The 13,398-nt window shown below is 57.2% G+C and carries 12 protein-coding genes; 1 reads left to right on the top strand and 11 read right to left on the bottom strand.

Annotated elements, in window-relative coordinates; all coding sequences use genetic code 11:
• Positions 1-64 precede the first annotated feature (64 nt).
• The 8 genes from ACSQ9E_RS33130 to ACSQ9E_RS33095 form a co-directional block, all read right to left on the bottom strand.
• Positions 65-1,480, bottom strand: coding sequence for a type IV secretion system protein (locus ACSQ9E_RS33130; RefSeq protein ID WP_436220362.1), 1,416 nt, complete (start codon positions 1,478-1,480; stop codon positions 65-67).
• Positions 1,481-1,511: 31 nt separating this feature from the next.
• Positions 1,512-2,339 carry a hypothetical protein gene (locus tag ACSQ9E_RS33125; protein WP_436220361.1) on the bottom strand — a complete coding sequence of 276 codons (828 nt, stop codon included), beginning with the start codon at positions 2,337-2,339 and terminating at the stop codon, positions 1,512-1,514.
• A complete protein-coding gene (locus ACSQ9E_RS33120; protein ID WP_436220360.1) occupies positions 2,332-4,803 on the bottom strand; it encodes a VirB4 family type IV secretion system protein in 2,472 nt (823 codons plus the stop codon). The genes ACSQ9E_RS33125 and ACSQ9E_RS33120 overlap by 8 nt, the downstream gene beginning before the upstream one ends.
• Before the next feature lie 93 nt (positions 4,804-4,896).
• Positions 4,897-5,205: a VirB3 family type IV secretion system protein gene (locus ACSQ9E_RS33115; protein WP_436220359.1), complete on the bottom strand. Its 309-nt coding sequence runs from the start codon at positions 5,203-5,205 to the stop codon at positions 4,897-4,899.
• Between the two features lies 1 nt (position 5,206).
• Positions 5,207-5,554, bottom strand: coding sequence for a TrbC/VirB2 family protein (locus ACSQ9E_RS33110; protein WP_436220358.1), 348 nt, complete (start codon positions 5,552-5,554; stop codon positions 5,207-5,209).
• Entirely contained in the window at positions 5,538-6,527 is a 990-nt protein-coding gene (locus tag ACSQ9E_RS33105; protein WP_436220357.1) for a CpaF family protein, read from the bottom strand. Before ACSQ9E_RS33105 ends, ACSQ9E_RS33110 begins: the two co-directional genes overlap by 17 nt.
• A 366-nt stretch (positions 6,528-6,893) precedes the next feature.
• Complete coding sequence (locus ACSQ9E_RS33100; protein ID WP_436220356.1) at positions 6,894-7,568, bottom strand: FlhC family transcriptional regulator; 675 nt, start codon at positions 7,566-7,568, stop codon at positions 6,894-6,896.
• A 10-nt stretch (positions 7,569-7,578) separates the two neighbouring features.
• Positions 7,579-8,142 (bottom strand): hypothetical protein, encoded by a 564-nt coding sequence (locus tag ACSQ9E_RS33095; RefSeq protein WP_436220355.1) that lies wholly within the window; start codon positions 8,140-8,142, stop codon positions 7,579-7,581.
• 198 nt (positions 8,143-8,340) lie between these two features.
• On the opposite strand from ACSQ9E_RS33095, the gene ACSQ9E_RS33090 reads away from it, so the two are divergent.
• Positions 8,341-9,024: a hypothetical protein gene (locus ACSQ9E_RS33090; protein WP_436220354.1), complete on the top strand. Its 684-nt coding sequence runs from the start codon at positions 8,341-8,343 to the stop codon at positions 9,022-9,024.
• Positions 9,025-9,056: 32 nt separating this feature from the next.
• Here ACSQ9E_RS33090 and ACSQ9E_RS33085 read toward each other — a convergent pair whose 3' ends face one another.
• The 3 genes from ACSQ9E_RS33085 to ACSQ9E_RS33075 form a co-directional block, all read right to left on the bottom strand.
• Entirely contained in the window at positions 9,057-10,067 is a 1,011-nt protein-coding gene (locus ACSQ9E_RS33085; RefSeq protein WP_436220353.1) for a DUF7146 domain-containing protein, read from the bottom strand.
• A 238-nt stretch (positions 10,068-10,305) separates the two neighbouring features.
• On the bottom strand, positions 10,306-12,174 hold the full coding sequence (locus ACSQ9E_RS33080) for a VWA domain-containing protein (protein ID WP_436220352.1): 1,869 nt from the start codon (positions 12,172-12,174) through the stop codon (positions 10,306-10,308).
• A gap of 8 nt (positions 12,175-12,182) precedes the next feature.
• A complete protein-coding gene (locus ACSQ9E_RS33075) occupies positions 12,183-13,307 on the bottom strand; it encodes a DUF3150 domain-containing protein (RefSeq protein WP_436220351.1) in 1,125 nt (374 codons plus the stop codon).
• Positions 13,308-13,398 lie beyond the last annotated feature (91 nt).

Below are 13,398 nucleotides of genomic sequence, written 5' to 3'. Positions count from 1 at the left end.
CGATCTCCTATGAGTTCACCATAACCCAAAGTCAATCGTCGTCAAGGCCAGTTCCGGCCGGCGTTCAGGATTTCTTCGGAGGAGTTTTTGGAGAATCTTTTGAGGGCGCTTTGACTGTGGGCTGCGCAGTCCGGCCACCCAGTGCGCCGTAAACTTTCGCTCCTGTTCTGCCATACGTTTGAGAAACCGTCTTTGCCGGGTCGGAGCGCAGAGTAACAGGATTCTTCTGGACTCTACTCACGAGTGCCCCTCCAGCAGCGCGCACAGCGCCGGCCGCCCCTCCAACTCTTGCGCCATCAGCACCCTTAGTGCCGAACGTAGCTCGCCCGCTAGAGATCGCGGTATTGCGCCCGATACCGCCTGCCATACCCCCAGTCAGCGCGCGCATGCCCTTGAAGCCCGCGGCGCCCGCCGAGCCGCTCAGCAATCCAGTGGCCAGCCCTGGCACCTGCATCATCAAGTAAGCACACAGCACGGCCAACATAATCAGTCCGCAGTACAGAATGAAGCTACCGACGTAGAGGGTGGTGAAATCAGACTCGGGCGGAACTACCACCTTCTTTGCCAGGACAACCATGCCCGCCATCAGCTTCGAGGTGAACGCCAGAAAGAAGGCGCCCACAACCTTTGTCATCGCCGCCCCTAGCGTAAAGCGAAGCCACCCTTCAAAGATGAAGCTCAGCGCTGGGAGCAGCATGAATGGGACCATGATGAAGGCCAACGCCGACGCCAGCATTATTGAGCCATATGCAAGGACGATATTGGCAAGGTAGATTCCAAGCGCCAAAACCACGAAGAATGCGGTGACAAGCTTGGCGATGAGTTGGAGCATAAACATCGCCAGGATAGGCACCCACAGCCCTGGTTCTGTGAGGCTCAATCTGGTCGCGATTGAAGGCATCGAGAAGATATCCGCGACGATCTTGAACGTCATGCTCGCACTGTTGGTAAGAGCACTTTCGAAAGTGCCCATGGGCGCTCCAGCGATGGCTGAAGCGACGCCATCCATGAAGCCGACGATGTGCCCAATGCCGCCAAGATTGAGCAGGGCGTATATGACCGCGAAGCTCATCATCAGTGGCACCAACTCCGAGACAACCGCGTTGATCCCGCCCCCTTCCACCATTGCCTTTAGCAGTCCCCAAGCGAAGACCGTGATCACGAGAAAGTAGGTGATTGATTCACCCATGGTTTTCAGGCCCGAGTTACTGGCAACGGCTCGGAAGGCCTGGCCAACCACGTTCACGATCTCAGATATGACCTGTTGAGCAGCGGCCGCTGCAGCGACAGCTGGGGCTGGCCGGACATCGTACTGAGGCTCATCGCCACCCGTACTGTTGCCCATGGGATCAGTGGCTGCGCTGGTGAGCGTCACCACGAATACCATTGCCGCGGCGATGACGAGCCATTTGACCCATGCGAATGGGCGCACTTGCTTTGCGCTGCTGACCAGGTCAGCGAGAGGTGGAATGTTCAGCATGGAGGGTTGGGGGTAATGGCCCAGCTAGGACCTAGCGGGCTGGTGCCTCGGAAGACAGCCCTGGGCTGTTACTCGGGTCGAAGTTGTCGAACGCACCTTCCAGCCCCACCCGCTCAACGATGTTCTTGCGATTCCACTCGTCGCGCAGCTTCCCGTCGTTGGTTCGCTTTGCAGCTTCCTGGGCCTCTTTTACGGCCACATCGGTGCCCACGGTCTTGGCCATAATCTCGGAGACGCGGGACTGGGTCTGAATGAGCCTATTCATCTGCGTGTTCAGCAACGAAACGCTTTGGTGCACACCCGATGTGCTGGAGATCTTGCTGGCGAACTGCTGGACCAGCTGGTGGTCTTTCTCCACTTCCGCCATCACAGCCTGCTCCTCTTTCATCCGCAGGATCGCGCGCTTGTTCTGCTCTCGCAGAAGCCGCCCCTCGTTCTCGACATACTTCTCCCAAGACAAGCCACCCAGCGTGGCTTCCTGAAAGCGCTCCGACATCTTCGTCTCGATCTGCGATAGGCTTCCACGCAGCTTGACCAGGGAGTCTCGGGCCTCCTTGATCTTTTTCACCTCCTCGATCGAGGCCTTGATGGCCGCAGTGGGGAACGCACCCTCCAGGGACTTCTGCATCAGCTTTTGCACGTTGAACTGCTCGAGCTGGGTCGCATACTGCTGATACAGCTTTGCGGTGGTCGCGGTGGCCTGAACCACTTGCAGCAACAGCTGACCGTTGTTCAGCAGCTGAGTAACCTCGGTGGCTCCGCCACCGGATCCACCCGCCACGGCCGGCGCCGGCGCAACGACCCAAGAACCTACGGCCAGCGCCATCGCAAACGCGACGGCCAAGATGTTTTTACGCATGTAGTACCTCCTTGATAAATTCCTCTGCCCAGTACGTTCCGCCGTCCTCTGACATGCGATTCGCCATGTCTCGCGCCTCCGATCTGGAGGTCGCTTCATTGATTTTGATAATGATCTTTGGCATATCCGCTGACACCAACTTCGTCTCAGACGACTTCACTATGAGATAGTCCCGCTTTGGGATGGCCTCATTCAGCATCTTCAGTTGCACGTCGTTCAGGTCAAAAATCGACCTGTAAAGATGCGCATTCGCTGCAACGCTCTTATTGATAGACGGGAGAAATATTCGCGTCGGGACGTTTGAGATAAAGGCGCCGACTGATTTCATTTGCGAAATCTCATCGAGAGCTTGTGTTGCAAAAACCAGAAAGGCCTTCTTTTTCCGGAAGGTACGCAGCCAATCATCCATCTTTGCCGCGAACACCGGGTTACTCAGCATGTACCAGGCCTCCTCGACATAGATCATTGTCGGCGTTGAACCATCTAGTCGTTGCTCAATGCAGTAGAACGCATAGTCCATAAATGGACTTGCCACCTGTGGCAATTCCAGCAATTTCCCGGTTTCGACACCGACAATTGACGACAACTCAAAGGCATCTTCGTCGTTATCAAAGAAGCTGGAGAAGGCACCACGTTGGCTGACGTCATCGGCATCGTCACTACGATCTACGTAAGGGGCGAGCCGCATCGCAAGTCCTTTGTTGGACCCCTTAACTACCGTGTAGATCGACCCCAACCGCCAATGCGCCTTCCCCAGGGTCTTGACCCTAGCGATGCACGCAAACAGTTCCTCGTTCTCTTGTCCAGACAACGGCTGATCGGGAGATCCGGCGGTAATGAGAACTTCAAGCCATCTACGCAATGCCAGTTCGTCGCCATTTTGAAGCATCCTGCGGACAGGATTCATACCTACACGCTTGCCCTCTTGCGGCGCGATGTCGATATGTTGGCCACCAAGTAACTTGGTGATCAGCATCATCGAATAGTCTTTATCAAACAGAAAGGTGTTGGCGGGGAAATACTTCTGAAACATCGAGACGAACAGATGCATAAGCGTTGTTTTGCCGGCACCGGACCCGCCGATGATCGCGGTATGCCCCAGGTCCATTTCATGTGGATTGAAGTGGTAAGGCACCCCATACGCGGTCATAAATTGGATTAACGAAGGTACTTCCCGACCCAGCAAATCAGAGAAGAGCCGGTGGTGAGGCTCTCCGAAACGGATACCTCTCAACGGAACTAAATCTGCGACATTTGCAGAAGATGCAAGGTATTTCCGCAGCGCTGTTTTTGTGTTTCCAGGTAGGGTAGTGAGGAATGCCGGCATTAGCCCGTTAACCTCACGGGTTACGGAATAGCTATTAGCGCGAAAGGACGCTGAGATTAAATCAGCGGAGTGGTTCGCTTCGATCGCCGTGTCACCGTAGGCAAGGATAGTCATCGCATAGTACCCATATGCGATGTCTGTAGAGGTGAGGTCGGCAAGCGCCTCTTGGGCATCCTCCGCCAAACGCAGGTTACCGGTATTAACCTTGTCGAGTTCTTTTCCGAGAAGCTTCTCCGCCACGCGGGTAGGGAGACTTTTCACCTCCATCCGATAATGCATTTCCGACTTCTGGATGGTAGACTGAGCAGTCTCAATATCCAGAAACTGGAACATTTGACACACTGCGAACTCGCAGCCGAGGCTTAAGAGGTCATCAATGTGCGTACTGTAGTTTTCAGCCGGCATTCCAACAGTGGATAGGCCCGCAACGAAACGATTCCTTGCCGGTCCCCTGAATTCGAAAAGATCGCCTTGGCGCACCAAGGTATCGGTGGCCAGCGCCTGAGCGAGGTACGACAGTCGATCCGGAACCTGAAGTGGGCCAGGTGGCGAGGCAAGGTTGATCCGCGAATAGAGGGCTCCCAGGAAACTCTCACCCTCAAGACGATGAAACCCTAAATGAGGACCCGCGATGGATTCAAAGCTGGAGACGATCTTCTCAAACTCTGATGCCATCTCAAGCAAATGGCCGCGCACCGACGCAACAGTCCCTACCGTTGATACCTGGCGTTTGATAGTCCGATAGAGAGCCTTCACGATGTTACCGCCGGGCTGCTCCAACTCGTGTTTCACTGACTCGAAAAACGCATCGGTTTGCGCGCCCATCCTGAAGCCCAGGAAAACTAAATGTGTCAGACGCGCGTGCGGCGTTTTACAGACCTTGGCACCCCACTCCTCATCAATGCGGCGTGGCACAGCCGAGATGTAGTCAGCGACCTCATACTCTGTCATGTACCTGCGCTCAAGCACAGACCACAGCGTCACACGATCCGACATACCCCGGAGCGCGCGCTGAAGCAAATCGATTTGGCCGTTCAACTGCTCGTCTTGCACACCTTCAAGACTCTGACCCTCGAACTCAAATCCAGCCAAAAGGCTTCCGTCGTTGCACAGCACAATGTTCTCGGCAGGCAGCATCCCGAACCATGGGGCCAGCTCGGAGAGGCTGCTCGCACTTCGTCGCGGCTGATGGAGAAGGTCTGACAAATTAACCATAAATATTATCCCTGGTCACCAAGGCAGTCCCCTGCCCCAACCTTCTGGCCTGCGTTTGTAGTCTTTGGCGCGAGGAACACTGTCGTAAACGTGTTCTTCCTTCAGATAGTGTTCCAGGATGTCCATCCACGCTGGGTCCCGCTTCGTTAACCATTTCGCAATAAGCCAAAGCAAAAATGCTCCGGGCACTATCCAATAGATGCGGGCGACAAACGCGAAACTCCCCCCCAACACAATCAGCATGAATGCGTTGAGCGGGACACCCAGAAAAAGCTTTGGGCGATTCAGCGACGGATGAAATCGGCTTCCGCGCCGGCCTTCCATATCAGGACGCCGTCAGGCAGTTAGTGGTGCCCAATTTCGAGGCAATGCTGTCCACGCCCATTGCCCATGTGCCGATCCCCTGAATCAGCGCGAACAACACTACGACCACGATGATTTTGGAAAAGTCGATTTTGGCGATCATCCCGACCAGCAATGTTCCGACCACCACCAGGATAAACGCCCAGATAGCGAGAGGGCCGGTAAGAAAGTTATAGATCGAGCAGCCGAACTTGCCCAGCAGTTCGCTGTTGATCTCATTCTCCGCAGCCGCATGCGCGGCTTGGGATACCACTACGGCCGCCGTTGCTGCAAATTTAGCGAACGAGCCAACGTTAAATTTCACCTTCATCTTCCACTCCTTGAGAAAAGTCTTCGAACACATACTTCTTTTCATTTCGGTCAAACCCCTTAACTCGGACGATCTGCCCTACTTTGCGTTTTCCTTTGACCATGCTTATATGCACAAGCCACTGGATTGAATTGGCGATTCGACTTTGGATAGCCTCGTGTGGCAGCCGATCAGCCTGCAGAATTAAGTCCTCCAAGCGCGACAGGCCGTCGCGGGCAGAGTCTGCGTGAATGGTCGTACACGAGCCTGGATGGCCGGTATTGCAAGCATTCAGGAAATCGATGGCCTCACTACCGCGCAGTTCACCCAATATGATCCTGTGCGGGCTGTATCTCATGCCTGCCATTACAGCCCGCTGCGCAGTAACGCCTTGCTCCGGATCGCACTCCAATATCACGTGATTGGAAGCCTCAACTCGAAGCTCATGCACCTGCTCAATAATGAATAGCCGCTGATCATCAGGAATCAACTTCATCAGTGCATTAACCAACGTTGTCTTGCCGCTATACGTTCCTCCGATCACCAGAAAATTCTGGTTCGACTCCACTATCTTCTTAAGCAGGTTCGCTTGGTGTTGAGTAATCACTTCCCCTTGCACGTATTCCTCAAGCGTCACAACTCGCGAAGCGTGGCGTCGAATACACATGCTTGGCCCGTTGATAGCTACCGGCGGCAAGAGGGCCTCAATGCGCATGCCAGGCAGTCGCGCAGATAGCACGTACTGTTCCTTGGTATTGCCCACCTCCTTGTTGTTCATAGAGGCAACAACGCTGATCGCGGTCGCGATGTTCGCAGCCGAGAGAATCACATTCACACGCTTGTCAATTCCGCCGACCCGAGCGAACACGTCGCTCGGCCCGTTGATCTGGATCTCATTGATGGACTGGTCATCGAGCTGCGCGCGGATGGGATGCAGCGCGGCCATGACACTTTCAAGGCAACGTTCGTTGTAAGAGGTGGACTGCGAACTCATGCCGGTGAATCTACCGAGGCGAGGGTTCACTCGAGGGGGTATATCTGCCCCCGTTCGGGCTGTTCGCCCTAGAACTTACGGCAAGGCCGAATGGCGCGGGCCTGCAGGTAGTCCTGAAACCCGGCGGACGGCCGAGGCTGCAACGAAAGAGAGTTCACCTGTGGGAAGGCCGTGCACAGCGGCCAGGGCCCGCGCTGATGTGCTGTTGCAGCTAGGCGCCACGGGCAGCGAGAGGGCTCCGAGGTGCGTGCGGACTGCAAGCTGCAGAGCGTCCCAGCCAGTTGATCCAAGCACGAAGAGCGACGGCCGGTGCAGGCGCCAATCGAGGTGTCTTGCACACCTCGCGCTCTTCAAAAGTGCGAAAAGCTAGGAGCCGAAGCGAGCGGAATAAGGAATGCCGAAGACATGGTCCGGGAGTGATTCTTCTCCAGAACTGCAGAGCTCTTGCAGATCGAGCTTTGGATGGCAATGCATTTTGCAGACCGGGCAGTCTGCCTTCGACCCTAAATCATGGGCGCGGATAACGAAATGCGATCCGCAATTCGCACAGGGTGATGTACCGACGTCGCCGGCCTGCCAGCCAGCCAGGATGACGATCGCCAGCTCGAAACTTAGCCTCGCGTCGTCGACGTTTGTCCTGAAAGTTGAGACGTAGGTTTGGTAGATGTCCACCAGCGCCCCTACGTACGTTTCGTCCACCACCGTTTGCATGAGGTCGAGACGTTTTGCTATGCCAATCAGGACGGTCGCATGGTAGCGGTCGATCAGCTTCTTCAGAAAATCAGGGCTGTTGGGGGCAACCACCTTGCCTTTTTGATGAACCCTCTGCACGCCCAGGCGGTCAGAAACCTGTCGAACCTGGTTGCGGATCTCTTTGTCGGAGTAGTCCAAAGACATCAGAGTTTTGATCGTGACCGGCCGCGCGCCCATCATCACAAGGTTCTCGAACTGTTCGAGCGTATCTCGCGTCTCGATCAGCGCATCACGCAGCGTCTTTTTCCCAGACGCCTTGGCCTTCCCTGGTCCCGGTAGTTCACCCACAACTATGCCCTCAGATTGAGTTTTTCTTGTTGGCGCTGAATGCCATGCTATCGCGCTGCGCATCCCCAAGGTGCTTGGCTTTGCCCGCCTGCCAGAGGTACTGGGGACGAACTTGGAGACTGCACAATGAATGCCCGTTGCCTGCGATCTTGCGCAGATCCCCGATGGTCGCTCGCGTCAGGAACATTGCGGTCCCCGGAGACAGCGCGTAGCGAATGCGTGATCGGTTGTCGCTGAGCCTAGACGCCGACCAGCGATTGAGGAGGAAGTCCTCGTTCTCCATGAACGTCTCATCCGCCCGCTTCAATTCCACGTGGCTCAACTCCCGACCATTGCGCTCTTCCAGGATGTTCTTGAGACCGTAGTCATCTACACTCAAGCCGAACAACGGCACCAACGTGCTTGCCGCGAGCCTGACCTCTTCCTCGGTCATCGCTCTGAGAACCGCAGTCGTATCGAAGTCCAGGTTGACGTCGAAACGGAACTTTTCATCTTGGCAAACAAGGCGCCACCGGCGTAGAAGAGCAGCTACGTTCTCCTCCCGAATCGGGCGGTCAAGGGATGTTGGATTCATGGGATGAAGCAGCGGACCGGTTTTGTGAACTATTGCGCAACTACTGAAACGGGATCGCCGAATTGGCTTTGCTGCAGTGTATCGACATGTAAGAATAACCTCAACTTAGCCCCCAATTGTCAAGTGCTGGAAACCACAACTTGAAGGGCGCTCTGGATAACTTTTTGCCCCAGGAATGTTGCGTTCTGAGAACAGATCATGAATGAGACTCTACTAGCGAAGCGCTTCTCCGACCGTCTCCGGGGACTGCTTCGCAGTTTGAACTACCCCGTCCGGGCGATTGACATGTGTCGCGCTTTGGCGTTGGATATTGAAGTGGACGTCTCGCGAGCAGACCACCTGCTTTCTGGTAACTCTCTTCCGACCTGGACCGTCCTGGCGGCCATCTGTGCCAAGTACCAAGTCGAGCCAGGATATTTTCTAGACGCGTCCGAGACCGCACCACCTAACCCCAAGGCCCAGAAGGTGCGCGGTGCGACCGGCGGCGAAGACATCATCTGGTGCCCCCCTGATGGAATCGGCGGCACCTTTCCCCAGTCCATTGGATCTCTCAAATGGATGTCCGGCGGGCTCTTGCCCCACGACAACATCCGCCGAACGGACGTTGTGGTCTATGCAGAGAGTGACAGTCCATTGGTTGTCCAGGATCGCGCCTATGTCCTCGACAGGGATGGCGAGCTCACAACCGTTCTGTGCGTGAACTCCCACGGCCGGATGGGCGTCTTCAAGGACTACGCCGGCGAGGAGCCGCGCGATCTTCTCTTGCCGCTCTTGAACAACAACGCAGTTAGCAGCGCTACCCTCAAGCGCGAGGGCATCTTCTCGCTGGGACCCATCGTAGGCACCATGCGGATGTCACACACCTTCACCTGGCCGCAATGAAGAAAGGCCCGTCCCGATCGGGACGGGCCTCTCTATGCCAGGTCTGTCATGTCCGTATCGCCCTTTGCGGGACGAATGACCATGACCTTAATTTTCTCGGCGCGCATTCGAGCAGCTAAGGTTGCGCCAGCCTCAGCGCCAGGATTCCATGGGCTGCCGTCGGGTCGGACCTTGGGGTCGTTGTCCGTGAATACGTACAGCTTGCGGATCCTTGACTTCAGCCTCGCCGGGATCGTGAAGTTGGCCAGTACGCTTGCGCAATGACACGGCCAGGCAGGCACGTTGAAGAGCAGCCCTCCGCGTAACGAGTTCTCAGCGCCTTCGCCGACGCCAAGGGTGTCCCCTTCGACGTCCTGAAGTCGGAACGCATAGGAATTGCAACCTACCCCCACATCGGTCTTCTTCGGATTGCTGACCGGCGCCTTCGCGCCTTCGGGCGTGAGATAGGTTTTGTGAATCTGCACCAGCCTGTCGTTCTCATCACGACCGGCTAGAACCATGGCCGGGAACACCCCGACCAGCGTAGGCTTGCCAGAACCCTCTGTGGGCCGCTCCCAATACTCCAGGCCAGGATGGATGCGGATCCCCGAGGGGATTGCCTGCAAGCCCTTCACCCGGCTTCGCAGATAGAGGTCTACAGGGTCGCCGCTTTTGACGTCCACCGTTTGGGAGAGCACCTTGTTCATCACCCAGAGGCGCCTCTCGTTCCGCGCTGCAATCTCGGCAGGAGTCTCTGCGCGGTTGACTGCCATCGCAGCCTCGGCCACTGGATTTCCATCGTAGTAGTCGTGGATCCACGCCGCAGTTTGCTTCAGCGAGCTATGCCGAAGAAAGAGGTGCAAAAACTGCAGCCCGCTGGAGTATTTGCTGTCAGTGCACGATGTACAGACCCATAACCTGGTGCCCTTGTCGGGAAACCGGAACCGGTCCGTACCTCCGCAAATTGGACAAGGGTGATGCTTGCCGTTCAGCACGGCCTCATCAACCCCGCTGGCGATAAACAGGTCGCGCCAACGACCCTTCACGCGATCGGTTGCAAGCATGAAATGCTCCTAAAAAATTCAAGGAGCATCACCCCTTGGGGATGACACCCCCTGAGGTCAATGAATGGCTGAGAAAGCTCAGCGTCCAAGCGAATGTCGCTTTGATCCCAAGAGTCTGCACGATCTGGCGCCCGGAGTCACGCGGGTGCGGTTACGGTTTTTAGAAGGGGTTCAATGCCTCAGAACTCACTCTAAAAACCGCCCTCTAAAGAGGACGGAAGATTGCATAGCGGAGGTGCTATGCAGCCTTTTTTAGGACATGCGCCTTGAACAAGTCCTCGATTGCCGGGGGCAAGCCGCGCACGTCGTCAACGATCGCGCACCGCGGTATGTAGAGCTTGAGGTCGCGGCTCTCTTCACCAATGCCGATACCAAGCACCTCAATGCCACGCTCCCGGTACTTCACGAGCATCGATTGCGTGAGCGCATGGTCGTCCGGCCTTCCGTCACCGATCACAATCAGAAACTTCTGCCGGGTGGCCAAGGCATCAAGCCCTGGGAGTAGATCCTGCATGGCTCCACCAAGTGGGGTACCCCCGTCTGCTTTCAGCCCGCGCAACGCCGATCTGGCGGCACTGAGTTGACCTCCAAAGTCCAAAAGCGGCTGCACCACGCTGCACGTACCAGGGAAGGCTGCTAGAGCCGACCTGATGCCGGTGACGCGTTTGAGCGCATCGCCCAAAGCAAGCGAGATCCGACTCGCTTCTTGGAGAATGTGTCGCATCGACCCGGAGCGATCGAGAAGGATCTGAACACCAACATCCACCCCCGACACAAGCGATGGCGTCTGGAACACTCGCACATCACCCAGCGCACGAAGGCGCCAGAAATGCGGTGTCGCCACCCGCGCACCAGCTGCCGCCAAGGCCACTGGAGCCCGGCGCTGCTCCTGAAACACCCGCATCAGCGAAGCAATGAGCCGGCCATCGGTTGCATACACCAGATCTTGCTGACCAGCGGCTTCGCCGGCGAAGCCGCTGCCACCGGCAAGGCCCGAGATAGCCAGGGTTAGCAACGTGGGATCACCCGCAGGACCTTCGTCCTCTACAGGAACCGCTGCAATGATCTCGTCGCTACCAACCGAATTAGCCGACTCAGAATGGCTCGGGACCTCTTCGACGTCAGGGGCGCGGCTGCTATCGATCTGAGCAGCCTCACCCTCGCCGGTGATCTCGTCGGCTGCCCCCATGGCACTACCGTGATCAGCCTGGTTCGCCAGGTCCTCTCCAACCTCGTGCAATTCGTCCTTTGCCGGTTCGCTTGCGTCAGACTTCGCGTCGTCGGCAGCGCTGCTACCTTCACCTGGCTGACCGCCTGTTGCGGTTCCCGCTGCGCCCTTGCTTGCAAGCTCTTGCTCGCCCTCAGCGCCATCCTGTGCACGCTGTTCTGAAGCGGGGCATATCTGCCCAGCGCATGAGCCGCGAGGCTGGCTCTGGTTGCTCGCCTCCTTTTTAGTGGGAGCTTCCTCGGCCGCATCAGGCCAGAGGCTACTGGCGAGTCGCGCATAGTCAGCCGAACAGCTGCAATGCGGGATTTCCGTACTGACGTGCTCTGCCAGTTCGGCAAGCTCTGCATCGCATGCAAATCCATCCAGTATCGCGTCGAGCACGCTCAGCAACTCCCCCTCAACTCTTCCAGCGTTGGTCAATGCAGACCGTGCGGAAGCCGCGAAGAAGAGACTGGCCACGCCCTCGGCGCCCCGGAGCGGGTCGCCTGTCTCGCGCAGGATTTGCAGGCGCGTTTCCAGCTCCTGCAGGAACGTCACGACGTGGGGTTCGTGAAAGAAAAGCTCCTGAACTCGCCGACTAGCGGCGGCGCCGATTTCCATTGCCGCGGCTGCCATGCGAGCCTCGCGATTCGAGGGCCAGGCGGTGGGATCCATGCCCGACTCAAGACTGGCCATCACCAAGGCAAACCCGGTGCGTGAGAGCAGCTCATGCTGCTGCTCGGTGCCGGCCAGGGCGGGTAGCACCAGGCGGCCTTCTGCAAGGCCCTCTGCTGCTGGGTGTACACCGAAGGGAACTTGCTCCCAGCAAAACAGAGGCTTTCGCCCCTGTGCCGTCAAAGCAAGACTTTCGATCAGAGCGTGATTGACGGTACTGCTCATGCTGTACCTCAGAGCCACGAGCTCATGTTAGCTGGCGCTGCTGCGGCAGCAGCGGCGATGGAAATGCTGCCTTCGAGCGCGAGGCCGAAGTTCAGGTCGCCTCCTTGCACTGCTGGAGGGCTCGTGCCTGTGGAATCGTCGAATTCCAACGCGACTGTGGCTGGGGCTGCTACCACACCAACCAGATCAACCGCCACAGCGCCTGCGCCTGTTCCTGCAACCCAAGCGGCTTCTGCACCGTTTGCGAGCGAGACCTGCGCGATCCTGGCCGCCTCATCAGGATTCGCCAAGAGGCGGGCCAGGGACCAGATGCTCACTAGCCCCTTGCCGTCGATCTTTCCCTCTGCCGGCAGCTGGTCGAGCGACCATTCGATCACATCGGCCAGAGGCCCAGCGGAAGGATCCACGAAGCTAAAGCTGCGCAGCTTGGCTACTACCCGCTTGAGTGGCCGCAGAGTCTTCTGCGTTATCACATCCTTGTTCGAAGTGGCACCGTTCGGGTCAGTGGTAACCAGGTACTTTGTGAGCAGATCGTGCGCTTCGGCCGCTGCCGCTTTGAACAGCTCGCCCTTGAGCCCGCGCAGCTGCCCGTGGTAGCCACCGTTCGCATGGTGACTTTCGTCACCGGCGACAGGAGCTGTCACGGCGTACAGGTGGAAAGCGAAGCTGAGCTTCCCATACACCTGCTTTGCATCCGGCACGCGCTTCAAAAGCGTCGCATTGCCAGGATTCTCGAGCTGCCACTTTCTGCGCCATGCGGTGATCTCGTTGTCAAAGCGCATGAACAGGTCATTGGCGCAGTGGTCAAACTTTGCCTTCAACTTGCCCAGTTCGAGCGTCACCGCATCCAGTCGGTCCTTCGGAATGGCCATCGCACCTACGAGGGGCAGGCCGTTGTCTTCGAGCAGCCGAATGGCTTCGTTCTTGATCCGTGCGAATTTGCGAACCTCTTCGGGATCGCAGATCTTGATGCTGCCCATCGACGCCAACGCTGAGGGGGGCAGGTTAGCCATCTGGCTGTCGTACTGCTGCAGATGTTCGCGCTTGAGCGCCTGGCGACCACCCCAGAGGTGGATATCCAGTGCAACGCACACCAGATTGGCTGCGTCGACTTGCTTGACTTGGGAGTTCATTGAGGTGCCTTCTTGGAAGTCAAAAAGGGCACCACCGCCAAAGGGCAGTGATGCCCTTCGGGGTTGTTGGTAGTGCACAGGTGTGCACCGG

The organism is Acidovorax sp. LjRoot118 (genome assembly GCF_964253575.1).
Classification (GTDB): domain Bacteria; phylum Pseudomonadota; class Gammaproteobacteria; order Burkholderiales; family Burkholderiaceae_C; genus Acidovorax.
This window is presented reverse-complemented; position numbering and strand designations above follow the sequence as displayed.

Excerpts from the sequence above, each read along its gene's own strand:
- ACSQ9E_RS33130 (WP_436220362.1), bottom strand. The coding sequence starts at position 1,480 with ATGCTGAACATTCCACCTCTCGCTGACCTGGTCAGCAGCGCAAAGCAA.
- ACSQ9E_RS33125 (WP_436220361.1), bottom strand. The coding sequence starts at position 2,339 with ATGCGTAAAAACATCTTGGCCGTCGCGTTTGCGATGGCGCTGGCCGTA.
- ACSQ9E_RS33120 (WP_436220360.1), bottom strand. The coding sequence starts at position 4,803 with ATGCTGCCTGCCGAGAACATTGTGCTGTGCAACGACGGAAGCCTTTTG.
- ACSQ9E_RS33115 (WP_436220359.1), bottom strand. The coding sequence starts at position 5,205 with ATGGAAGGCCGGCGCGGAAGCCGATTTCATCCGTCGCTGAATCGCCCA.
- ACSQ9E_RS33110 (WP_436220358.1), bottom strand. The coding sequence starts at position 5,554 with ATGAAGGTGAAATTTAACGTTGGCTCGTTCGCTAAATTTGCAGCAACG.
- ACSQ9E_RS33105 (WP_436220357.1), bottom strand. The coding sequence starts at position 6,527 with ATGAGTTCGCAGTCCACCTCTTACAACGAACGTTGCCTTGAAAGTGTC.
- ACSQ9E_RS33095 (WP_436220355.1), bottom strand. The coding sequence starts at position 8,142 with ATGAATCCAACATCCCTTGACCGCCCGATTCGGGAGGAGAACGTAGCT.
- ACSQ9E_RS33090 (WP_436220354.1), top strand. The coding sequence starts at position 8,341 with ATGAATGAGACTCTACTAGCGAAGCGCTTCTCCGACCGTCTCCGGGGA.
- ACSQ9E_RS33085 (WP_436220353.1), bottom strand. The coding sequence starts at position 10,067 with ATGCTTGCAACCGATCGCGTGAAGGGTCGTTGGCGCGACCTGTTTATC.
- ACSQ9E_RS33080 (WP_436220352.1), bottom strand. The coding sequence starts at position 12,174 with ATGAGCAGTACCGTCAATCACGCTCTGATCGAAAGTCTTGCTTTGACG.
- ACSQ9E_RS33075 (WP_436220351.1), bottom strand. The coding sequence starts at position 13,307 with ATGAACTCCCAAGTCAAGCAAGTCGACGCAGCCAATCTGGTGTGCGTT.